This is a genomic window from Falsigemmobacter faecalis (assembly GCF_003863335.1).
Taxonomy (GTDB): domain Bacteria; phylum Pseudomonadota; class Alphaproteobacteria; order Rhodobacterales; family Rhodobacteraceae; genus Wagnerdoeblera; species Wagnerdoeblera faecalis.
This window is the reverse complement of sequence record NZ_RRAZ01000001.1, coordinates 203,628-225,857: the sequence shown is the minus strand read 5'-3', so window position 1 is coordinate 225,857 and position 22,230 is coordinate 203,628. Positions and strand designations below refer to the sequence as shown.

General features: G+C 62.7%; 18 protein-coding genes. 3 read left to right on the top strand and 15 right to left on the bottom strand.

The features are described 5' to 3' along the window. Positions 1-31: 31 nt before the first annotated feature. The 3 genes from gltB to EG244_RS01185 all read right to left on the bottom strand — a co-directional run bounded on the left by gltB (position 32) and on the right by EG244_RS01185 (position 6,879). A complete protein-coding gene (gltB, locus tag EG244_RS01195; protein ID WP_124963176.1) occupies positions 32-4,570 on the bottom strand; it encodes a glutamate synthase large subunit in 4,539 nt (1,512 codons plus the stop codon). Between the two features lie 114 nt (positions 4,571-4,684). Further along, positions 4,685-5,389, bottom strand: a complete 705-nt coding sequence (locus EG244_RS01190) for a hypothetical protein (RefSeq protein WP_199737689.1) — start codon at positions 5,387-5,389, stop codon at positions 4,685-4,687. 53 nt (positions 5,390-5,442) lie between these two features. Then, positions 5,443-6,879 carry an NAD(P)-dependent oxidoreductase gene (locus tag EG244_RS01185; protein WP_124963174.1) on the bottom strand — a complete coding sequence of 479 codons (1,437 nt, stop codon included), beginning with the start codon at positions 6,877-6,879 and terminating at the stop codon, positions 5,443-5,445. A gap of 223 nt (positions 6,880-7,102) precedes the next feature. On the opposite strand from EG244_RS01185, the gene EG244_RS01180 reads away from it, so the two are divergent. Beyond that, positions 7,103-7,906, top strand: coding sequence for an undecaprenyl-diphosphate phosphatase (locus EG244_RS01180; protein ID WP_124963173.1), 804 nt, complete (start codon positions 7,103-7,105; stop codon positions 7,904-7,906). 85 nt (positions 7,907-7,991) lie between these two features. On the opposite strand, the gene EG244_RS01175 is transcribed toward EG244_RS01180, so the two are convergent. Beyond that, on the bottom strand, positions 7,992-9,257 hold the full coding sequence (locus EG244_RS01175; protein WP_124963172.1) for a glycerate kinase type-2 family protein: 1,266 nt from the start codon (positions 9,255-9,257) through the stop codon (positions 7,992-7,994). Positions 9,258-9,317: 60 nt separating this feature from the next. Between EG244_RS01175 and EG244_RS01170 the strand changes: the two genes are divergently transcribed. Beyond that, positions 9,318-10,283 (top strand): CorA family divalent cation transporter, encoded by a 966-nt coding sequence (locus tag EG244_RS01170; protein ID WP_124963171.1) that lies wholly within the window; start codon positions 9,318-9,320, stop codon positions 10,281-10,283. Here the strand turns inward: EG244_RS01170 and EG244_RS01165 are convergent. The 8 genes from EG244_RS01165 to rlmJ form a co-directional block, all read right to left on the bottom strand. Beyond that, positions 10,280-11,626, bottom strand: coding sequence for a glutamine synthetase family protein (locus EG244_RS01165; RefSeq protein WP_124963170.1), 1,347 nt, complete (start codon positions 11,624-11,626; stop codon positions 10,280-10,282). The genes EG244_RS01170 and EG244_RS01165 overlap by 4 nt on opposite strands. Further along, positions 11,623-12,474, bottom strand: a complete 852-nt coding sequence (locus tag EG244_RS01160; RefSeq protein ID WP_124963169.1) for an ABC transporter permease — start codon at positions 12,472-12,474, stop codon at positions 11,623-11,625. The genes EG244_RS01165 and EG244_RS01160 overlap by 4 nt, the downstream gene beginning before the upstream one ends. Then, entirely contained in the window at positions 12,474-13,355 is an 882-nt protein-coding gene (locus EG244_RS01155; protein ID WP_124963168.1) for an ABC transporter permease, read from the bottom strand. Before EG244_RS01155 ends, EG244_RS01160 begins: the two co-directional genes overlap by 1 nt. 138 nt (positions 13,356-13,493) lie before the next feature. Further along, the gene (locus EG244_RS01150; protein WP_124963167.1) at positions 13,494-14,216 is read right to left on the bottom strand and encodes a transporter substrate-binding domain-containing protein; all 723 of its coding nucleotides are present in this window, start codon (positions 14,214-14,216) and stop codon (positions 13,494-13,496) included. 39 nt (positions 14,217-14,255) lie between these two features. Further along, positions 14,256-15,029, bottom strand: a complete 774-nt coding sequence (locus tag EG244_RS01145) for an ABC transporter ATP-binding protein (RefSeq protein ID WP_407644022.1) — start codon at positions 15,027-15,029, stop codon at positions 14,256-14,258. A 142-nt stretch (positions 15,030-15,171) separates the two neighbouring features. After that, on the bottom strand, positions 15,172-15,615 hold the full coding sequence (locus EG244_RS01140) for a tellurite resistance TerB family protein (protein WP_124963165.1): 444 nt from the start codon (positions 15,613-15,615) through the stop codon (positions 15,172-15,174). A 30-nt stretch (positions 15,616-15,645) separates the two neighbouring features. Next, positions 15,646-15,939, bottom strand: coding sequence for a DUF1330 domain-containing protein (locus EG244_RS01135; RefSeq protein WP_124963164.1), 294 nt, complete (start codon positions 15,937-15,939; stop codon positions 15,646-15,648). After that, positions 15,936-16,745 (bottom strand): 23S rRNA (adenine(2030)-N(6))-methyltransferase RlmJ, encoded by an 810-nt coding sequence (rlmJ, locus tag EG244_RS01130; protein ID WP_124963163.1) that lies wholly within the window; start codon positions 16,743-16,745, stop codon positions 15,936-15,938. Before rlmJ ends, EG244_RS01135 begins: the two co-directional genes overlap by 4 nt. A 63-nt stretch (positions 16,746-16,808) precedes the next feature. Between rlmJ and EG244_RS01125 the strand changes: the two genes are divergently transcribed. Beyond that, complete coding sequence (locus EG244_RS01125; RefSeq protein ID WP_124963162.1) at positions 16,809-17,417, top strand: TetR family transcriptional regulator C-terminal domain-containing protein; 609 nt, start codon at positions 16,809-16,811, stop codon at positions 17,415-17,417. Here the strand turns inward: EG244_RS01125 and EG244_RS01120 are convergent, their stop codons facing one another. From EG244_RS01120 to EG244_RS01110, 3 genes are all read right to left on the bottom strand, one after another. Then, complete coding sequence (locus EG244_RS01120; RefSeq protein ID WP_124963161.1) at positions 17,418-18,398, bottom strand: LLM class flavin-dependent oxidoreductase; 981 nt, start codon at positions 18,396-18,398, stop codon at positions 17,418-17,420. Further along, entirely contained in the window at positions 18,395-20,416 is a 2,022-nt protein-coding gene (locus tag EG244_RS01115) for a M3 family metallopeptidase (protein ID WP_124963160.1), read from the bottom strand. Before EG244_RS01115 ends, EG244_RS01120 begins: the two co-directional genes overlap by 4 nt. Positions 20,417-20,637: 221 nt before the next feature. Continuing rightward, positions 20,638-22,221, bottom strand: a complete 1,584-nt coding sequence (locus tag EG244_RS01110; RefSeq protein ID WP_124963159.1) for a lysine--tRNA ligase — start codon at positions 22,219-22,221, stop codon at positions 20,638-20,640. Positions 22,222-22,230: the final 9 nt, after the last annotated feature.

The window sequence follows — 22,230 nt, the reverse complement described above, 5'->3', positions numbered from 1 at the left end:
GGGCGCCGGATCTCTCCGGCGCCCTGTTCTTTTACTCGGCAGGGATGGCTTCGCGCTCATCTGACAGCGGATGAGGCAGATGGGCCAGCATCTCTTTCGGGCAGACCTGCAGGAAGTTCCCGCGCTCAGAGGCCCAGTTCTGCAGGATCTCACCGGCCTTACGGCTGCCGGTCTCCGCATAATGGCGCTCAATCAGACCCTTCAGCTGGGCCTCCCAGTGGGTATGACCCAGACCACAGGTCAGCAGCGTCTCGCCGTTGACGTGATCTTCTGCCGTGCCCTCGGGGTCATAAAGATAGGCCATGCCCCCCGTCATCCCGGCACCGAAGTTCGCCCCGATGGAGCCCAGGATCACCGCCACACCGCCGGTCATATATTCGCAACCATTGGAGCCACAGCCCTCAATCACCACACTCGCACCCGAGTTGCGCACGGCAAACCGCTCACCCGCGCGGCCCGAAGCAAAGAGGAAGCCATCGGTTGCGCCGTAAAGCACGGTATTGCCGATGATGGTGTTCTTTGAGGCATCCAGCGGCGAGCCCATGGCCGGGCGCACGGTGATGATCCCGCCCGACAGGCCCTTGCCGACATAGTCGTTGGCATCGCCCTGGACTTCGATCTTCAGACCGCGCACCGCGAAGGCCCCCAGCGACTGACCGGCAGAGCCTGCCAGTTTCACCGTCAGGTGATCGGGCTGCAGCGCGTTGCGCATGCCGAACTTGCGCACGATATGCGACGAGGCGCGGGTGCCGATGGTGCGCAGCGTGTTCTGCACCGCATAGGACAGCTGCATCTTCTCGCCGTCTTCAAAGAAGCGCGCGCCATCGCGGATGATTTCCGCATCCAGCGTATCCGGCACCGCATTGCGCGGTTTCGAGCGGTCATAGACCACCTGACGCGAGCCATCGACCGAGATCAGCAGCGGGTTAAGGTCCAGATCATCCAGGTTCGCCGCACCACGGCTCACCTGCATCAGACAATCGGCCCGGCCGATCACCTCATCCAGCGAGCGCGCCCCCAGCGAGGCCAGCAGTTCACGAACCTCCTGCGCATAGAAGGTGATCAGGTTCACCACTTTATCCGCATTGCCGGTGAACTTGTCGCGCAGCTCCGGGTTCTGCGTGCAGACGCCCACCGGGCAGGTGTTCGACTGGCACTGACGCACCATGATGCAGCCCATGGCGATCAGCGCAGCCGTGCCGATGCCGAATTCTTCCGCGCCCATCATCGCCGCGATGATGATGTCACGACCGGTGCGCAGCCCGCCATCCGTGCGCAGCGTCACCCGCTCCCGCAGGTTGTTCATGGTCAGAACCTGATGCGCCTCGGTCAGACCCATCTCCCAGGGCAGACCCGCATATTTGATCGAGGTGCCGGGGCTGGCACCGGTGCCGCCGTTGTGGCCCGAGACCAGAATGACGTCAGCTTTTGCCTTGGCCACGCCCGCCGCGATGGTGCCCACGCCAGACGACGACACCAGTTTCACCGTCACTTTGCAGCGCGGATTGATCTGTTTCAGATCGTAGATCAGCTGCGCCAGATCTTCGATCGAATAGATATCGTGATGCGGCGGCGGCGAGATCAGCGTCACGCCTTTGGTCGAGTGCCGCAGACGCGCGATCAGCTCGGTCACTTTCATGCCCGGCAGCTGGCCGCCTTCGCCGGGTTTTGCGCCCTGAGCGACCTTGATCTCCAGCTCTTCGCAGGCGTTCAGGTACTCAGCGGTCACACCAAAGCGACCCGAGGCCACCTGTTTGATCTTGGCGCAGGGGTTGTCGCCGTTCGGGAAGGGGTGCTGGTGCGCCGGATCTTCGCCGCCCTCACCCGAGTCCGATTTCGCGCCGATGCGGTTCATGGCGATGTTCAGCGTCATGTGGGCTTCGGGCGACAGCGCCCCCAGCGACATACCCGGCGTCACAAAGCGCTTCCGGATCGAGGTGATCGATTCCACTTCCTCAATCGCCACCGGCTTGCCGAGCGGCTTGATATCCAGCAGATCGCGCAGATGGATCGGCGGGTTCGAGCGCATGCGGGCCGAATACTGCTTCCACATGTCATAGCTGGCACGGTCACAGGCCGATTGCAGCATATGCATGGTCTGCGCTTCCCAGGCATGCTTCTCACCCGAGCGGCGGGCTTTATAGAAGCCCCCGATCGGCAGCACATTGCTGTCGGCCTTCCAGCCTTTGGCGTGGATTTCCGCCGCCTTGTCCTGAATGCCGTGCAGACCGATGCCCGAGATGCGCGAATGCATGCCGGGGAAATATTCCGCCACCATGGCCCGCGACAGACCCACAGCCTCAAAGTTCAGACCACCGCGATAAGACGAGATCACCGAGATCCCCATCTTCGCCATGATCTTCAAAAGGCCCGCGTCAATCGCATCGCGGTAATGGCGCATCGCCTCAACAAGGGTGCCTTCCATCAGGCCGCGGGCGATGCGGTCGCCGATGCTGTCCTGCGCCAGATAGGGGTTCACCGTGGTCGCGCCAGAGCCGATCAGCACCGCAAAGTAATGCGGATCAATGCATTCCGCCGAACGCACGTTGATCGAGCAGAAGGTCCGCAGGCCCTTGCGGGTCAGCCAGGAATGCACCGCCGAAGTCGCAAGGATCATCGGAATGCCGACGCGCGCCTCCGTTTGATGCTCATCGGTCAGGATCAGCTGACCGGCGCCCGAATGCACGGCATCTTCAGCCTCATGGCGGATGCGCTCAAGCGCGAGGCGCAACCCGTCCTGATCGGCATCGGCGGGGAAGCTGCAGTCGATATAAGCGACCTGCTCGCCGAACTGCTTCACCATTGCGTCGAATTCCGCATTGGCGAGGAAGGGGCTTTCAAGAACCAGGATCTCGGTCTGCGCCGAGCTTTCATCAAGCACGTTCTTCAGGTTGCCAAAGCGCGTCTTCAGCGACATCACCCGGCCTTCGCGCAGAGAGTCGATCGGCGGGTTGGTGACCTGAGAGAAGTTCTGACGGAAGTAATGCGAGAGCGGGCGATAGACCTTGGAGAGAACCGCCGGCGGCGTGTCATCGCCCATCGAGGCGATCATCTCTTTGCCGTCTTCGGCCATCGGCGCAAGGATCTGCTCCAGCTCTTCGATGGTGTAACCAGCGGCAATCTGGCGCTTTTTCAGCTCTTCGCCTTCAAAGCGGACCGGCTCGGGCAGCGCGTCAAGACCGGGCGACAGCTCAACAATCTTGCCGACCCATTCGCCGTAAGGCTGGGCTGCGGCCAGACGGTCTTTCATCTCGGTGTCGTGGTAGAGTTTGCCCTCTGCCATATCGACGGCAATCATCTGCCCCGGGCCGAGCGCGCCTTTTTCCACGACGGTGAACTCATCAATCGGCACCATGCCCGCTTCCGAGCCCGCAATCAGCAGGTTATCCCCGGTCACCACATAGCGCATCGGGCGCAACCCGTTGCGATCGAGACCGCCACAGACCCAGCGGCCATCGGTCATCGCCAGCGCGGCGGGGCCGTCCCAGGGCTCGATGACCGAGTTGCAATAGGAATACATATCCGCCCAGGCCTTGGGCATATTGTCGGTCTGTTTCGACCAGGCCTCGGGGACCAGCATGGTCTTCGCCATCGGGGCCGAACGGCCCGAGCGCACCATCACCTCAAAGACCGCATCCAAAGCCCCCGAGTCCGAGGTGCCGCCCGGAATGATCGGCTTGATGTCTTCCGCCATGTCACCGAAGGCGCTCGACGCCATGCGGATCTCATGGCTCTTCATCCAGTTGACGTTGCCCTTCAGCGTGTTGATCTCGCCGTTATGGGCGAGCATGCGGAAGGGCTGTGCCAGCCACCACTGCGGGAAGGTATTGGTGGAATAGCGCTGGTGATAGATCGCAAAGGCCGATTCAAAGCGCAGATCTTCGAGGTCGGGATAGAAGACCGCAACCTGCTCGGCCAGCATCATGCCTTTGTAGATGATCGAGCGGCACGACAGCGAGCAGAGATAGCAGCCATAGATGCCCGCCGCGGTCACGGCTTTCTCAATCCGGCGGCGGATGATGTAAAGCTCGCGCTCAAACTGCTCCTGGTCGATGTCTTTTTCGCAGCGGATCAGGATCTGTTCGATTTCCGGGCGGGTCGCATTGGCCTTATCGCCCAGCACCGAGACATCCACCGGCACGTGACGCCAGCCATAGATGTAATGGCCCATGCGCAGAACTTCGGTTTCCACGATGGTCCGGCACCGCTCCTGCGCGCCGAAATCGGTGCGCGGCAGGAAGACCTGGCCCACAGCGATCAGCTTGGCGGGATCGGGCTCATGGCCGGTGCGGCGGATCACATCGGCAAAGAAGGCCACCGGGATCTGCACATGGATGCCCGCGCCGTCGCCGGTCTTGCCATCCGCATCCACCGCGCCGCGGTGCCAGATGGCTTTCAGCGCGTCGATGCCCGATTGCACCACTTTGCGCGAGGGCTTGCCGTCGATGGCGACCACAAGGCCCACACCGCAGGAGGAATGCTCATCCTCTTCACGGTACAGGCTGTTTTCGCTCATGAACTGGCGCTTGGCTTCCTCGGCGGCAACCCATGCCTCATCATACCTGGTCATAGCTCACTCCTCAGGGCTGGCGGCGAGCGAAGCGCGGCGGCCTCGGTCACTGGTCTTGGCGGTGCCGGGGCGGACCCGGCGAAAATCTGGTTCAGGACAGCGGGCGGCGGGGCGTTACGGCAGGGCCGCCAGCTGGGCAGTGCAGTCATATTCCGGGGTAACCGAGCGAAAGCCCGCATCCCCCGGCTCATCAAAACGCACCGGCGATCGGTCGATGCGCTCGCGGCCTTCGTCGCCTTCCCAGGTGCTCGGCCCCGAGAAAAACAGCCGCCAGCCGCGGTGGATATATTCATGGCCCCTTGCGGTGCCGATCAGCTGACCCGAGAGGGTCTCTTCGCGAAACTCAAAGGCGGTCTCTTCCAGTTCCACCCCGTCGATCACGGTCTTGCGGCCGGTCAGATGGTCAAAGCCGCTGTAACGAAGGGTCCCGCTGCGCCCTGCACTCTGGGCAAAGTCATAGCTGTCGGTCCCGGTCGTGGTCAGCTCGGTGAAAGAGGCCGGATCGGCAGGCCCCGGCATCAGGCGGATCTCCTCGCCGCTGGTCAGATCGATCGACTGCAGCCATTCGGTTTCCGCATTGATGCGGCTGACGAAGTAAGGGCCCTTCAGATCGAAATCGACGCGCCACTGGTCCCCGGCAGGATCGGCCCTGCAGATATAGTGATGCGAGACTTTGCAGCCCTTTGCCTGAACGGTGAGATAGACCTCACAGCCATCCGGCGGGGTGAAAAGATCCGAGGCCCGGACCGGAGCTGCGGCGGCAAAGAGACTGAAGATCAGGGCCGCGAAGGCCCGCCGAAACTCTCTCAAACCTGCCACACCACCGCACATTTCGATCCCTCCGGTGGACCCGGACCCTGCCGGGCCGCTGATTATTCGGCCGCGATCTGACGACCCGCGCCGAGGTAATTGACGATCGATTCCGCAGCTTCGCGGCCATCGCGGATCGCCCAGACCACCAGGGATGCGCCGCGCACGATGTCACCCACCGCGTAAACGCCCGGCAGGCTGGTCGAATGGGTCGCGAAATCGGCCTTGATGGTGCCCCAGCGGGTCACGGCCAGTTCCGGCACATTCCACAGGGTCGGAATGGCTTCCGGCTCAAAGCCAAGCGCCTGGATCACCAGATCGGCGGGTTCAATATAATCAGCGCCCTCGATCACTTCGGGGGCCTGACGGCCCGAGACATCCGGCGCGCCAAGGCGCATCTTTTGCACCATCACGCCCTCAACATGCTCACCGCCGGTGAAGCCTTTCGGGGCGGTCAGCCAGACGAAATCCACGCCCTCTTCTTCGGCGTTCTGGGTTTCGCGCTGCGAGCCGGGCATATTGGCCTTGTCGCGGCGATAGAGGCATTTGACCGAAGTCGCGCCCTGACGGATCGCGGTGCGCAGGCAGTCCATCGCGGTGTCCCCGCCGCCGATGACCACAACGCGCTTGCCTTCGGCGTTCAGCTCGCCCGAGTCGAAATCCGCCACTTCGTCGCCAAAGCTTTTGCGGTTCGAGGCGGTCAGATAGTCCAGCGCCTTCACGATGCCTTTGGCGCCCGAGCCCGGCGCGGTCACTTCGCGCACTTTATAAACGCCGGTGGCGATCAGAACCGCATCATGCTGGCCGCGGATCGCATCAAAGGAGATGTCCTCGCCGACTTTGCAGTTCAGCACGAAGGTCACGCCGCTTTGCTCAAGCTGCTCAATGCGGCGCAGAACGACCGGCTTTTCCAGCTTGAAGCCCGGAATGCCGTACATCATCAGCCCGCCCGCGCGGTCATAGCGGTCGTAAACCGTGACCTGCACACCGGCGCGGCGCAGCATATCGGCAGCAGCAAGGCCACCGGGGCCTGCGCCAATGATGCCAACGGATTCGGCGCGCTCAACCGAGGGACGCGCCGGTTTGACCCAGCCGTTTTCCCAGGCGGTGTCGGTGATATATTTCTCAACCGAGCCGATCGTCACGGTGCCGTGGCCCGACTGCTCAATCACGCAGTTGCCTTCGCACAGACGATCCTGCGGGCAGATGCGGCCGCAGATCTCGGGGAAAGAATTGGTGGCCTGCGAGACTTCATAAGCCTCCTGCAGGCGGCCGGCAGCGGTCAGGCGCAGCCAGTCGGGGATATTGTTCGACAGCGGGCAATGCGCCTGACAGTAGGGCACGCCGCACTGGCTGCAGCGGCTGGCCTGTTCCGCGGCCTTGGCATCGGCATATTCACGATAGATTTCGTGAAAATCCTGCGAGCGAGTTTCAGCTGCGCGCTTCTCGGGCATCTCTTTGCCCAGCGACACGAACTTCAGCATTTTCTCAGCAGCCATACCGGGGCCTCCTACCTAGCGCAAAAGCTGTGTAAATCAGCACATTCGATAGTAAAAGTCAGTAAAGCTGACCTATTTGTGCGATTTTATACTCCGTCACTCGCCGGAATGCAAAATTAGCAAAATACTAGGTAACTTAAACTGACCTATATTCACTCTTCCCTCCCTGCCCCCGCACCGGGCAGGGTGCGCGCAACGAATCAAAAAAGCCCGGGGCCTGCGCATGCCACTGATGATCCTCTCTCTGCTTGCCATTGTGCAGGGCATCACAGAATTCCTTCCGATTTCTTCATCGGCCCACCTGATCCTGCTGCATGAGATCAGCGGTCAGACCCCCAATGCCCTCGCACTGGATGTGGCGGTGCATATGGGCTCAATCGTGGCGGTGCTGATCTATCTGCGCACCGAGGTGATGCAGGTGCTGCGCGGCTGCCTGCAGTGGCTCACCGGCACCCGCGACACCGTTGAAGCGCGCCTGGCGCTGTGCCTGGTGCTGGTAACGATCCCCACGCTGATCGTCGGCGCGATCCTGGCCGTGACCGGAGTTGTTGATCAGCTGCGCAACCCGACCGTGATCGGGGTGACCATGATCGTCTTCGGGATCTGGCTCTGGTGGGCGCACCGAACCTCGCCCGAAGAGCGCGAGATGGACGACTGGCGGCTGAGCGATGTGGTGAAGATGGGCCTCTGGCAGGCCGTGGCGCTGATCCCGGGCACCTCGCGCTCGGGCATCACCATGACCACCGCGCGGCTTTTGCGCTTCAAGCGCCATGCGGCGGCGAAAATCTCGATGCTGATGTCGATCCCGGTGACATTGTCGACGGGCGGCTATCTGGGGATCAAAGTCGCCAAAGACGGTATGCCCGAAGGCCTCTGGGCGGATGTTGGCCTCGCGGCACTTCTCAGCTTTATCGCCGCCTATATCTCGCTCGTGCTGATGATGAAGTTCCTGCACAAAGTCAGCTTCACCCCCTATGTGATCTACCGCGTGATCCTGGGGGTCGTGCTGCTGGTCGTCACCCTGTAAAGAAAAGCCCGCCGGACGGCGGGCTTTTTCATATCGACGCGCCCCGGGTCGGCGATGCGCCTCGGCAGGACCACCTCTGCCCGCTTCAGTCCTCCTTCACCAGGATCGCCCGAAAGTCATTGACGTTGGTCCCCGTGGGACCGGGTGAGAACAGATCCCCCAGCGCGTCAAAGGCCCCCCAGGCGTCATTGCGACTGAGAAACCCGCGCGCGGGCTGGCCCAGCGCCCGCAGGCGCGCCGCCGTGTGACCATCGGCGAAGGCTCCGGCATTGGCCTCTGAGCCGTCGATGCCATCGGTATCGGCCGCCAGTGCCACGACGGGCAGCCCCTCGGCGGCCGCGGCAAAGGCCAGCAGAAACTCGGTGTTGCGCCCGCCGCGCCCCTGGCCTTTCAGCGTCACCGTGGTCTCTCCGCCCGAGAGGAGCACCACGGGGCGCGGCACCGGACGGCCCCGCAGGGCCACCTCACGCGCAAGGGCGGCATGGACCTGCCCCACATCCCGCGCCTCGCCCTCAATGGCATCCGACAGGATCACCGCCCGCACGCCCATCGCCTCCGCCTGCCGCGCCGCAGCCTCCAGAGACAGGCGGGCTGAGGCGATCACCCGCACCTCATTGCGGGCAAAGACCGCCTCCGAGGGCAGCGGTGCCGGAGCGCCGCCGCCCTGCAGCCAGTCGCGCAGCCGCGGCGGCAAATCGATGCGCCAGTCTGAGGCCATCTCCAGCGCCTCTGCCAATGTGCCGCCCTCCGGCACCGTGGGCCCTGAGGCCACCTGCGCCGGATCATCGCCCGGCACATCCGAGACCACCAGCGAGACCACCCGCGCCGGATGCGCCGCCCGTGCCAGCCGCCCGCCCTTGACGCGCGAGACCTGACGGCGCAGCGCATTCATCACCGAGATCGGCGCCCCCGAGGCCAGCAGCGCGCGGTTCAGATCCGCCTCATCCTGAAGGCTCAGCCCCTCAGGCGGCGCGGGCAGCAGCGCCGAGCCGCCGCCGCAGATCAGCGCGACCACCAGGTCTTCGGGGCCAAGCCCCTGAACCGCCTGCAAAAGCGCCTCTGAGGCGCGCAGCCCGGCCTCATCCGGGACGGGATGGGCGGCCTCCATCACCCGGATGCGGGTCGTGCGACAGCCATAGCCATAGCGCGTCACCACCACCCCGCTCAGATCCCCGGGCCAGAGCCGCTCAAAGGCGGCGGCAAGCTGCGCCGCGCCCTTGCCTGCACCGATGACCACCGTGCGGCCAGGCGGCGGCTCAGGGAGATGGGCCGCCAGGACCTGCGCGGGATCTGCGGCCGCGACCGCGGCATCAAAGAGACGGGTGAGAAAGATTTTATCATCAGACTGCATAAACGGCACCTTCCCTGCGAAGCAGCGTTTTGCCAATGACTTTTCACCGGGAGACCTCATTTGCTCAACCGCTGGTCTACGGATGGCCCCCGCCTTATCCCGCTGAACGAGGCCGCGCCCGAAAGTGCCGCGCTTTGGATCGACCTCTGCCGCCCTGCCCCGCCCGAGCTGCAGGCGATGGAAGCGCTGTTGCCGAAGGTCCCCGACCAGGGAGAGATGCACGACCTTGAGGTGTCACACCGCTACTACCGGCTGGGGGCCGCGCTTTATATGACAATGGTGCTGCCCGGCACCGATCACCCCGGGCAGGCAGGGACCTTCAGCAGGCCGGTCAGTTTCATCCTGACCCCTGAGCATCTGATCACGCTGCGTCATCATGAGCCGGCGGTGCTTGCCAGCCTGCCGCAGCGCAGCGATCTGCGGCTGCACGCCCATCGGCCGGATCAGTTGTTCCTGACCTTTTGCGAAGAGATCGTCGGCCAGATGGCGGATCTGCTGGAGCAGACCGGCGATGATCTGGCCCTCGCCGCGCAGGACATCTACGCGCAGAACAGCCGCACCGGCCCTTCGCAACTCCACCAGGCGCTGCGCCGGATCGGGCGCAAAAACGAAGTCCTGGCCCAGGTGCGGGCGGCGCTGATGACGCTGACCCGCTCGCTCAGGTTTTTTACGACGGATCTGGAGGACCAGGGCGGGATCGCGCCTGAGATGACACGCGCCCATGACGATCTGATGCGCGATATTGATGCGCTTGATCTGCATACCGACAGCCTGGATGCGCGGCTGGGCGTGCTGACGGAAATGACCATCGGGCTGATCGGCCTTGGCGACAATAAGGTCGCCAAGGCGCAGTCCATGGTGGCGGCGCTGTTTTTACCGCCGACGCTGATAGCCTCGGTCTATGGGATGAACTTTGCGCATCTGCCGGGGCTGGAAAACCCCTATGGCTTCTGGCTGTCGATCGGGGCGATGTTTCTCGCCTCGATCGGAACCTGGGTGTTCTTCCGCTGGCGCGGCTGGTTCTAGACCGTGTCGAGATAAAGCTCGACCTGCTCATCGGGGGTCAGCTCGGCCATATAGTGCAGCTCCTGCCGCTTGGTCAGCACATAGTTGCGAATGAGCTCCGCCGGGAAAATCCGCGCCATCTGGGGCGAGTGCTCAAAGGCATCGATCGCCTCGGCCCAGGTGCCGGGCAACTGCCGCAGCCCTTCAATGGCATAGGCATTGCCGGTGACATGGCCCGGCGGCTCGACCCCGTCGATAATGCCGTTGAGCGCGCCGCCAAGGATCGCGGCCAGCATCAGATAGGGGTTCACATCGCCCCCCGCGACCCGATGCTCAATCCGCCGCGCCGCAGGGCTGCCCGAGGGCACCCGCAGCGCCACGGTGCGGTTCTCATAGCCCCAGCAGATCGCCGTCGGCGCATGGGCATCGGGCACGAGGCGCGCATAGCTGTTGGCATGGGGCGCAAAGACCAGGGCTGCGTCATGCATGGCATCAAGAGAACCCGCGATGGCATGGCGCAAAAGCGCCGTCCCCTCGGGTCCGCCGTTATCAAAGACATTGCGGCCCTGCCCGTCGATCAGGCTGAAATGGGTATGCAGGCCAGAGCCGGAATATTCCGCATAGGGCTTGGCCATGAAGCTCGCGGCAAAGCCGTGACGCCGCGCCAGCCCCTTCACCAGCAGCTTGAACAGCCAGGCATCATCGGCGGCGCGCAAAGCGTCCTCCTGATGCATCATATTGATTTCAAACTGCCCGAGGCCGGTCTCGGAAATGGCGGTATCGGCGGGGATATCCATCGCCTCGCAGGCGTCATAGAGATCGGTAAAGAAGGTATCAAAGGCGTCAAGCGCGCGGATCGACATGGTCTCAGCCGCCTTGCGCCTTTTGCCCGAGCGCGGTGAGGGCGGCACCTGCAGCTTGCGGCCGCTGTCATCGATCAGGAAAAACTCAAGCTCGGTGGCGACCACCGGGGTCAGGCCACGGGCCTTAAAGCCCTCGATCACCCGGCGCAAAGCATGGCGGGGATCGCCCTCATAGGGGCTGCCGTCCTCGCGAAACATCCAGATCGGCAGCAGTGCGGAGGGGCTTTCAAGCCAGGGCATCGGCATGAAGCCCCGCTCGGTGGGACGCAGGATCCCGTCTTCATCGCCCTGGTCAAAGACCAGCGGGCTGTCGTCAATGTCTTCGCCCCAGATGTCGAGGTTCATCACCGACATCGGAAAGCGGGTGCCGTTGCGGATCACATTTTCCGCAAAGCGCGCCGGGATGCGTTTGCCGCGGGCCTGACCGTTGAGGTCTGCCGCAGCAACGCGGATTGTCCGGACGGACGGGTGTTTACGCAGCCAGTGTTCTAACTCTTTCATCGTACAATTTGCGGCCGAATGCGGAGTTTCGGCCGCACCTCCCCTGGCAAATGCCTGTTAAGCCGCCGGTTCGCCGCCCCGAAGAGAGCGATGATCCCCAGAGTCGCCAGCACAAAATAGGCGGCGATAATCGGATAGGCGACAAAGGGGTTAAACGTCTGTTCCGCAAAGTAGCGGGCGTAATAAAGCGCGTCACCGGACTGCTGCCAGGCGGGAAAGCCCGAGAAAAACACCAGCGCGGTGGCGTGGAAAAGGAAGATGGCCTCATTGGTATAGCTCGGCCAGGCCAGGCGCAGCATGATGGGCCAGGTGATGCGGCGGAACCGCGCCCAGCCGTGCATGCCGTAGGAATCCGCCGCCTCGACATCGCCTTTCGGGACCGAGCGCAGCGCCCCGTAGAAGATCTCTGCCGAATAGGCCGTGGTGTTCAGGATCAGCACCAGCAGCGCCCCAAGCCAGGCACGGGTCAGCCAGCGCGTCTCCACCGTCAGCTCGACAAGGCCCAGATTCAGCGTGCCGGTCAGCTTTGGCAAAAGCTGGAACAGCTCATAGGCGAAGAAAAACTGAATAAAGAGCGGCGAGCCCCGGAAAACGAAGATAAAGCCCTTCGCCAGCCCCGCCAGCCAGCCGGTTTCCCGCGAGCGTGCCACGGCCACCAGGGTCGCCAGCACAAAGCCGAAGACCACCGCCATGGCCGCCAGATAGATGTTCCACAGCATCCCCGAGCCGATCAGAACGATCTGATCACACAGGCCAATATCCGCGCCTTTCGGCAAAAGCGGCGCCCCGAAATCGCGGCCAAGCGCGCGCAATCCGTAATCGCTCAGGCTTTCATAACAGCTGCGCATCAGGCAGCTGCCCGGCGAAGTGCTTCGCCTGAGGCTGTGGCCTGGCCCGTCGACAGACGGCGCTGCAGACGCGCGAAGACCTTTTCACTGATTGCCGTGAGCACGAGATAGAACACCAGAAGTCCGAGGAAATACCACACCCGCCAGTCAGGATGCGCATAGGCGTAAACAGAGGTCTTGGAGCCGCCAAGCTCGCGCGCCCAATAGACGATGTCTTTGATCCCCAGCAGAAACAACAAAGGCGTCGCCTTGATGAGGATCATCCACAGGTTCGACAGACCCGGCAGCGCAAAGACCCACATCTGCGGCAGGATCACCCGCCGGAAGGCCTGAGCGCGGTTCATGCCGTAGGCCTCAGCCGTCTCAACCTGGGCTTTCGGCACCGCCGACATGGCCCCGTGAAGCGTATTGGCCGCAAAAGCCCCGAAGACCAGCGCAAAGGCCAGCAGCGCCAGGGCAAAAGAATAGGCATCATGCACAAAGGCCGCCGAGGAAGACTGCGGGATCTTGGCAGCCGGACAGACCACGAAATCCACGCCACGCCGGACCGGCTCAGTCCAGTCGGGGCAGCGGATCTTATGGTTCAGATATTCCAGCCCCTGATCCACCGCCAGCGGCACAAAGAGGAAGAACACCACATCCGGCACACCCCGGACCATGGAGATATAGCCCTTGCCAAAGGTCCGCGTGACCGGGTTCGGCGAGCGCGCCATCAGCGCCCCGCCAAAACCAAAGAGCAGCGCCGAAGGCGCAGCCAGAGCCAGCAGCAACAGCACCGTCAGCACCGACCAATACATCATCAGATGGGTGCCGGAGGTCAGATAGCAGCTCAGCCAGACCAGCCCCTCAAGGCTTTTGGGATCAGCGCAATACTCAAACATCCCGCTCCCCCCCGGCAGCAGGCAATACCGCCGCGCCCGAAGGCGGGGCATCAACATCCGGGAGAGGGTGAGACAGATGGGTCATAAGTACAGGTCCGGTCAGCCTTCGGGCGGCGCAGCGCCGCCCGAAGCAGGGGATCAGAAGGTATTGGCTTCGTCGCCAAACCATTTCTGGATGAGCACGTTCAGCGAGCCGTCGGCTTTCATCGTATCGATGGCGGCGTCGAATTTGGCTTTCAGCTCATCATCGGACTTGCGAAAGCCAATGCCGATGCCTTCGCCAAGCGGGATGTCTTCCCCGACCCAAACCAGCCCGCCGTTCGATTCGTTCACGATCGGGGCAAGGAAGTCTTTATCGGCCAGCGCGGCCTCAGCCTCGCCATTGCGCACGGCAGCCACGGTCTCATCAGGGGTCGCAAACTCCAGCAGGGTCGCGCCGGTGGTGGCGACATGGCTGGCCTGAATGGTGCCGGTCTGCGCCGCGATCACGCCGTTCAGATCTGCCTCTGCACCCAGGGCCGCATAGGCCGAAGCCGCGGGCGGGAAATAGGCCTGGCTGAAGTTCAGCACCGCCTTGCGCTCATCGGTGATCGACATGCCCGCAAGGATGGTGTCGTAGTTGCCGGCGGTGAGGTTCGGGATGATCGAATCCCAATCCGTGCTGACCCAGGTGCAGGTCAGCTCCGCGCGCTTGCACAGCTCATCGCCGAGTTCGCGCTCAAAGCCGTCCACTTCGCCTTTGTCGTTGATCATGTTGTAGGGAGGGTAAGCACCCTCAGTTCCCATGCGCACCGTCTGCTGCGCGAAAGCTGAGGTCACCGACAGCGCCAGAACGCCGAGCGTCAATGCAATTTTCTTCATTCCGTCCTCTTAAGTTCAAACCGCTTTACTCACTAACCTTCAGTGACCACTCGTCGCTGAAAGGAACTGGCGCAGCCTTGCCGATTTCGGCGCGCCAAAAAGCGCAGCCGGGCTGCCTTCTTCTTCAATCAGACCCTGATGCAGGAAGATGACGTGATCCGAGACATCGGCGGCCATCTTCATATCATGGGTCACAATAATCATCGTGCGGCCCTCATCGGCGAGCGCCTTAATCACACGGACAACTTCCTGTTCCAGTTCCGGATCCAGCGCCGAAGTCGGTTCGTCAAAAAGGATCGCGCGCGGTTCCATGCAAAGCGCACGGGCGATGGCGGCGCGCTGCTGCTGACCACCGGAAAGCTGCGCGGGCCAGGCATCGGCCTTGTCGGAGATGCCGACCTTGGCCAGATATTCGCGGGCCTTCACTTCCACTTCGGCTTTGTCGCGGCCCAGCACGGTGACCGGCGCTTCCATGACGTTTTGCAGGATCGTCAGATGGGACCAGAGGTTGAACTGCTGAAACACCATCGACAGCCGGGTGCGGATGTCACGCACCTGCGCCTTATCGGCCGGATGGCGCGCCATGCCATGGCCCTTCCAGCGCACCGGCTGACCCTCAAAGAGGATCTCGCCCTGCTGGCTGTCTTCCAGCAGGTTGCAGCAGCGCAGCAGCGTGGATTTGCCCGAGCCCGATGAGCCGATCAGCGAGATCACGTGACCACGCGGAGCGACCAGATCGACGCCTTTGATCACTTCATTCTCACCATAGGCCTTATGCAGACCACGGATTTCGATCACCGGAGAAGACGTCACGATCTGTCCTGTTATCAACTGTTTCACCGATTAAAGGCCCGGGAGCGGTGCCATTGCAACGCAGTTTCCCGCGTCACCCGGACATAATGCCCGGAAACACGGCAGATCGCACAATTTGCCGCAGCTCCGCCACCATAAAATGTCAGTTTTCTGCGCGAAGCGCCCGCTGACGGGCAATACCGGATTCGACATCCGTTACCCCCAGAAGCGAGACCACCAAACGCATAAGGCGATCTTCAGATGCGTCACGCCCGCCATCGGCGAGTACGACGGACCAAAGCCCTTCCACCAGGCCCAGACGCTCTTCCGGCGGCACCGCCTCTTTCAGGGCGCGGGTGAAGCGAACGGTATCGGGGGCCTCAGCCTCCAGCACCTCAGCCTCCTGGCGCAGGGCAGCGGCGCCGCTTTCGCTCAGGCCTTCGCGGGCCATCATCACCCGGTCGATGCGGGTCTTTTCCGCCGCCGCATAATCGCCGTCCGAGCGGGCCACCCGCACCAGCAGCGCCGCAAGCGCCAGCGTCGCATCCTTATGACCCACCGGCGCAGGGGCCGGGGCCAGCAGGCGGCGCAGAAATCCTGAGACCATGTCAGTCCTTTCCGAAAGGCCGGAGCAGGATCAGCCTGCCCAGCCCTCAATAATAATCAGATCACCCGTCGAGCAGGGCTCGCGCAGCGATTTTGCATGCTGATACTCCGGGCTGTCGTAGCAGGCCCGCGCCGTGGCGAGATCGGCGAATTCAATCACCACCGTCCGGGCACGCACCTGGCCCTCGCGCTGCTCAAATTCACCGCCCCGGACCAGAAATTTCGCGCCATATTTGCTGAAAGCCGCCGCATTGGCGGCGCGATAGGCCTCATAGGCGGCAGGGTCTGCGACATCGACATGGGCGACCCAATAGGCTTTGGTCATCTGCGTTTCCTCCCCGAAACGGGCGCGGCCTGCGCCTTTGCAAATCTCTCCGTGATCCGCGCGGCTTCCTCGGCCAGACCGGGCGGCGGGTTCAGGATGAACATGCCCGAGCCTTCCATCCGGTGCCCCTCCCGCGCGGGCGGAAAGCGCACCTCATGGCGCAGAGCCCCCGGATGCGCCGCCGTCAGCGCCTCAAGCATCTCAAGATGCGCGCCCCCCGTCAGGATCGGATACCAAAGCACGATGATCCCCTCGGCCCAGCGCCTGGCAAAGCCCGCGATCAGCCCCGGCATCCGGGTGTAATCGTCCTTCACCTCATAGGAGGGGTCGATCACCATCACGCCGCGCTTTGGCGCGGGCGGAGAGATCCGGGTGGCCATGGAAAAGCCATCCTCGCGGTACACTTCCGCGCCGAAATCCGCCATGACCTCATCAAGGGCGGCATGTTCTTTCGGGTGCAGCTCCGCCAGCGCCATGCGGTCATGGGTGCCCAGCAGCAGCCCCGCAATCACCGGAGAGCCCGGATAGGCATCGCGCCCCGCCGCCTCGCGCACGATCTGCAGACAGCGCCGCCAGGGGTGATCTTCGGGGAAGACGTGCTCAAGTTTCTGCACGCCGCTGGCAGCCTCAGCGGTCTTGACCGCTTCGCGGGCGTTCAGGGCATAAAGCCCGCGCCCGGAGTGGGTCTCAAGATAGCTGAGCGGCTTGCCTTCGGCGACAAGCGCATCCAGAAGCCAGGCCAGAAGGGCGTGCTTCTGGACATCTGCGGCATTTCCGGCGTGATAGATATGCTGATAGGATAACATGCCACTGGCTTAGCGCCTGATGGACCGGCAAACAAGCAACGACCGGGTGAGGAACGAGGCCCCATGAGCGAGACACCACGGACGCGGATCCAGCTTGAAAACCGCCGCCGCATTATGGAAGGCGCGCTGGAGGTCTTTTCCGCAGAGGGCTTTCGCGGCGCGACGCTCGATCAGATCTCCGCCGCCTCGGGTCTCTCAAAGCCCAATCTGCTCTATTACTTCCCCTCCAAAGAGGCGATCTATACCCGGCTGCTGACGGAGCTGCTGGAAATCTGGCTGCAGCCCCTCGAAGACATGGACCCGCAGGGCCAGCCGCTGGAAGAAGTGCTGCGCTATGTGCAGCGCAAGCTGGATATGAGCCGCGACATGCCGCGCGAAAGCCGCCTCTTTGCCAATGAGATGCTGCGCGGCGCCCCCCATATCTCCGAAGTGCTGGCGGGGCGTCTGCGGGAGCTGGTTGAGGCACGCGCAACGCTTCTGAGCCGCTGGATGCAGGAGGGGCGCCTGAGGCAGACGCCCCCTGATCATCTCATCATCTCAATCTGGGCGCTGACCCAGCATTACGCCGATTTCGACGTTCAGGTCCGCGCCGTGCTGGGCCCGGACCGCGACCCCTATCCGGAAGCCGCGGGTTATCTCACCACGCTCTTTCGGGATCTGCTGACGCCCTGATTACAGGCTTTCCATCACATCCCGCGCCAGGGTGTAGCTGTATTTGCGCGCCTCATGGTCATAGATCTGGCTGGCAAAGATGATCTCATCGGGTTTCAGCTCTGCCGTCAGGCGGATAACCTCGGCGCGCACCGTGTCGCGGCTGCCCGTTGCCGAACAGGCCAGCGCCTGATTGACGCCCGCCATGATATTGCGCGGGATCACATGCTCAATATTGCGCAGGGGCGGCTGCATTTTGCCCGGACGGCCCAGCCGCAGATTGGCAAAGGTCTGCTGCATGGAACTGCGCAGGAACCGCGCCTCCTCATCGGTGTCGGCCGCAAAGACCCCCATGCCGATCTGCACATAGGGCTGATCGAGCCATTGCGAGGGGCGGAACTGCTCGCGGTAAGTGCGCACCGCCTCATGCAGATAATCCGGCGCGAAATGGCTGGCAAAGCCATAGGGCAGCCCCAGATAGGCCGCAAGCTGCGCGCCAAACAGCGACGAGCCCAGGATCCAGACCGGGACATGCGTCCCCTCCCCCGGCCAGGCATGGACCACGCCTTCGTTTTCATCCCCGAGATAGCCCAGCAGTTCGACCACATCTTCGGGGAAACTGTCGGCCCCGCGGGTATAACGGCGCAGCGCATGCGCCGTGGCCCCGTCGGTGCCCGGCGCACGACCAAGACCCAGATCAATGCGCCCCGGATAAAGCGTCTCCAGGGTGCCAAAGGCTTCGGCCACCTGCAAAGGCGCATGGTTGGGCAGCATGATACCACCCGCACCCACACGGATGGTCTTCGTCTGCCCCGCCACATGGCCGATCACCACCGCCGTCGCAGCCGAGGCGATCCCGGCCATATTGTGATGCTCTGCCAGCCAGAAGCGGGTGTAGCCCAAAGCCTCCGTGTGCTGCGCCAGATCGACCGAATGCTTCAGCGCCTCTGCAGGGGTGCAGTTCTCCGGCACCGGAGCGAGATCAAGAACGGAGTATTTCATTGCTCAACCTTATCAAGTCCGCGCCCTTTCAAAAGCGCCCCCGGCCCCGGCAGTCGCCCCCGGAACGCGGTGTAAAGCGCATCGGCCTCAACCGAGCCGCCTTTTGAGAGGATATGTTCATAAAGCGCCGCCGCCATCCCCGGGTCAAAGGCGGAGCCTGCCTCCTCAAAAGCCTCAAAGGCATCGGCATCCATCACTTCGGACCACATGTAGCTGTAATAGCCCGCGGCATAGCCACCGCCTGAGAAGACGTGACCGAAATGCGGTGTGGCATGACGCATGACGATGGCATGCGGAAGGCCAATACCCTGCAGCACCTCCGCCTGACGCGCCATCGGATCCGCGGGCGGGGTGCCGCGGTGGAAGTCCAGATCCACAAGCGCCGAGGCGAGATATTCCACCGTCGCAAAGCCCTGATCATAGGTCTGCGCCCCGAGCAGCCGCTCGCGCAGATCCGCGGGCATCGGCGCGCCGGTCTTATAATGACGGGCATGCTTTTCCAGCACCTCCGGAACGGCCAGCCAATGCTCATAAAGCTGGCTCGGCAGCTCCACAAAGTCCCGCGCCACGCTGGTCCCGGACACCGTCTCATAGGTCACATCCGAGAGCATCCCATGCAGCGCATGGCCAAACTCATGGAAAAGCGTGCGCGCATCATCCCAGGACAAGAGCGCCGGATCGCCCTTCACGAAATTGCAGACATTGACGATGACCGGCGACTGCGCCCCACCAAATTTCCGCTGATTGCGGAAGGCCGACATCCAGGCGCCTGAGCGTTTGGAGCTGCGCGCGAAATAATCGCCGATAAAGACGGCAATATGATCCCCCCCCCTGGTCACCTCCCAGGCGCGGGCATCGGGGTGATAAAGCGGTACATCAAGCGGACGGAACTCCAGCCCGAAAAGCCGGTTCGCACAGTCAAAAGCCGCAGCAATCATCGCCTCAAGCGACAGATAAGGCTTCAGCGCTGCCTCATCGAGATCATGCTCGGCCTTCCGGCGCGTCTCCGAATAGTACCGCCAGTCCCAGGGCTCCAATGCGCCGTTATGACCGTCGGCATGCAGCATGGCCTCAAGGACCTTCGCATCTGCCTCAGCCCTCGCCCTCGCAGGGACCCAGACCTGCATCAACAGATCCTCCACCGCCTCAGGCCGCTTTGCCATCTCGGTCTCAAGCTTAAAACGCGCGAAATCCGGATAACCCAGAAGCTGCGCCCGCTCATGACGCAGCGCCAGGGTCTCGGCCACAATGGCACGGTTGTCGGTCTCACCGCCATTTTCACCACGCGCCACCCAGGCCCGGAAGGCCACCTCCCGCAGATCGCGGCGCGGCGAGAACTGCAGGAACGGCACGATCAGCGAGCGCGAGAGCGTGATCACCGCACCAGGCCGCCCGCGCGTGACACCCTCATCCCGCGCAGCCGTCACCAGAAACTCCGGCAATCCCTCCAGATCCGCCTCGCTCAGGTCCATAAACCAGTCGCGCTCATCCGCCAGAAGATTTTGCGAAAACGCGGTGCCGATCACAGCCAGACGGCTGTTGATCTCCCGCATCCGCCCGGCATCAGGCCCTGAAAGCGCCGCACCCGCACGCACAAAGCCGCGACGGCAGAGCAGCAAAATCCGTGCCTGATCTTCCATCAGGCCCAGGCTGTCACGGGCGTCCCAAAGCGCCTCAATCCGCGCAAAGAGATCCGGATTCAGGCTGCGCTCCGAGTTCCAGGCCGCAAGCTTCGGCGCGAGATCCCGCTGCAAAGCTTCGCGCGCCGGATTGGACTCCGCCCCGGCCAGATTGTAAAACACCCCCGCAACCCGGTTCAGTTCCTCTTCGGCCTGCTCCAGTGCCTCAATGGTATTTGAAAACGTAGCAGGCTCAGAACTCCCGGTGATCTCTGCCAGCCGCGCCCGTGCCACCTCCAGCGCCACATCAAACGCGGGAGCAAAATCCTCATCCCGGAGCGCGTCAAAGGGCGGCAGGGCAAAAAGCGTGGTCCAGTCCGACAAAAGCACATTGGTCATGCAGGGTCTCCTTTGGGCGTAAAGTAAGCCCCACGCTCCGCACATGTAAGACCCGCCAGGCCGCCTTTGTGCCCACTGCACCCCCGGGAGGTTTTGCACCTCCCGGCCCCTCCGCAGAGTATTTGAAAAAAGCCAAAGCCGGGTGCGCGACCCTGACTTTGGCTTTTAAAAAATACTCCCGGGCGGGGTCCGGGGAGGGCAGGCAGCCCTCCCCGGCGGTTTCAGCCCGCGATGAAGTCGCCGCTCAGGCCGCGCGCGATCAGGGCACGGGTCTCATCGATACCGTAAAGCGCGATGAAGCCGCCAAAGCGCGGACCTTCCGATGCGCCGAGCAAAACCTCATAGAGGCCTTTGAACCAGTCGCGCAGGTTCTCAAAGTTGTGCTCTTTGCCCACGGCGAAAGCCAGGGATTGCAGCGCCTCTGCATCAAGACCCCCGTCCCAGACCGCCAGACGCGCCGAGAGATCCTCCATGGCCGCACGTTCCTGATCGCTCGGCAGGCGGAACTGCCGCGTCGGGGCAACGAAGTCATTATAGTAACGCACGGCGAAGCCGGCCGCCTGGTCGAGCTGCGGGTTGGTTTCCGGCGAGGCATCTGGCGCATAGCGTTTGATGAAGCCCCAGAGGCCTTTGGCATCCGCAGCACCAGCCACGGAGGCGAGATTGAGCAGCATGGCGAAGGGCACCACCATATCCGACTGCGGAACATTGCCGCTGTGGATATGCCAGACCGGGTTGTTCACCTGGGCGTCGACTTCCTGCGTATGATAGGCGCGCAGCTGCTGGTGATATTCATCCACCGCTTTCGGAATCACCGACCAGCCGAGGCGCTTCGCGGTCTTCGGCTTGAGGAACATGTAATAGCTGAGGGATTCCGTCGAGGCATAGGTGAGCCATTCGTCGATCGATAGTCCATTGCCTTTTGACTTCGATATCTTCTCGCCGTTTTCATCAAGGAACAGCTCATAGGTGAAATGCTCGGGCTTTTTACCGCCAAGGATTTCGCAGATGCGGTCATAGATCGGCGTATTGGTCGAGTGGTCCTTGCCATACATCTCGAAATCAACGCCCAGTGCCGCCCAGCGTGCACCGAAGTCAGGCTTCCACTGGAGCTTGACGTTTCCGCCAGTGACAGGAAGGGTCCATTCACGGCCATCTTCATCATCGAAAGTGATGGTGCCGTCTTTGGCGTTCACCTCTTTCATCGGCACGTAAAGCACGCGTCCGGTCTCGGGATGGATCGGCAGGAAGCAGGAATAGCTGGCCGCGCGCTCATCGCGCAGAGACTTCAGCATAACCTCCATGATCTCGTTATATTTCTCAACGGCGCGCAGCAGCACGGCATCGAACTGGCCGGATTTGTAGAACTCGGTGGCCGAGTAGAACTCATACTCAAAGCCGAACGTGTCGAGGAAGCGGCGCAGCATGGCGTTGTTGTAACCACCAAAGCTGTCGTACTCACCGAAAGGATCGGGCACAGCCGAGAGCGGCTTTTGCACATTGGCCTGCAGCAGCTCCTGGTTCGGCACGTTCTCGGGCACTTTGCGCATGCCGTCCATATCATCCGAGAAGCAGATCAGGCGGGTCGGAATATCCGAGATCGCCTCAAAGGCGCGGCGGATCATGGTCGTGCGGGCGACCTCTCCAAAGGTGCCGATATGGGGCAGACCTGAGGGGCCGTAGCCGGTCTCAAAAAGCACATAACCCTTCTCCGGGGCCTTCTTCTCGTAGCGTTTGAGGAGCCTGCGGGCCTCTTCAAAGGGCCAGGCTTTCGATTTCATCGCGGCGTCGCGCAGTGCAGACATCGGCGCATC

Coding starts and splice junctions, on each gene's coding strand:
- gltB (WP_124963176.1), bottom strand. CDS start 4,570: ATGACCAGGTATGATGAGGCATGGGTTGCCGCCGAGGAAGCCAAGCGC.
- EG244_RS01185 (WP_124963174.1), bottom strand. CDS start 6,879: ATGGCTGCTGAGAAAATGCTGAAGTTCGTGTCGCTGGGCAAAGAGATG.
- EG244_RS01180 (WP_124963173.1), top strand. CDS start 7,103: ATGCCACTGATGATCCTCTCTCTGCTTGCCATTGTGCAGGGCATCACA.
- EG244_RS01175 (WP_124963172.1), bottom strand. CDS start 9,257: ATGCAGTCTGATGATAAAATCTTTCTCACCCGTCTCTTTGATGCCGCG.
- EG244_RS01165 (WP_124963170.1), bottom strand. CDS start 11,626: ATGAAAGAGTTAGAACACTGGCTGCGTAAACACCCGTCCGTCCGGACA.
- EG244_RS01160 (WP_124963169.1), bottom strand. CDS start 12,474: ATGCGCAGCTGTTATGAAAGCCTGAGCGATTACGGATTGCGCGCGCTT.
- EG244_RS01155 (WP_124963168.1), bottom strand. CDS start 13,355: ATGTTTGAGTATTGCGCTGATCCCAAAAGCCTTGAGGGGCTGGTCTGG.
- EG244_RS01150 (WP_124963167.1), bottom strand. CDS start 14,216: ATGAAGAAAATTGCATTGACGCTCGGCGTTCTGGCGCTGTCGGTGACC.
- EG244_RS01140 (WP_124963165.1), bottom strand. CDS start 15,615: ATGGTCTCAGGATTTCTGCGCCGCCTGCTGGCCCCGGCCCCTGCGCCG.
- EG244_RS01135 (WP_124963164.1), bottom strand. CDS start 15,939: ATGACCAAAGCCTATTGGGTCGCCCATGTCGATGTCGCAGACCCTGCC.
- rlmJ (WP_124963163.1), bottom strand. CDS start 16,745: ATGTTATCCTATCAGCATATCTATCACGCCGGAAATGCCGCAGATGTC.
- EG244_RS01125 (WP_124963162.1), top strand. CDS start 16,809: ATGAGCGAGACACCACGGACGCGGATCCAGCTTGAAAACCGCCGCCGC.
- EG244_RS01120 (WP_124963161.1), bottom strand. CDS start 18,398: ATGAAATACTCCGTTCTTGATCTCGCTCCGGTGCCGGAGAACTGCACC.
- EG244_RS01115 (WP_124963160.1), bottom strand. CDS start 20,416: ATGACCAATGTGCTTTTGTCGGACTGGACCACGCTTTTTGCCCTGCCG.
- EG244_RS01110 (WP_124963159.1), bottom strand. CDS start 22,221: ATGTCTGCACTGCGCGACGCCGCGATGAAATCGAAAGCCTGGCCCTTT.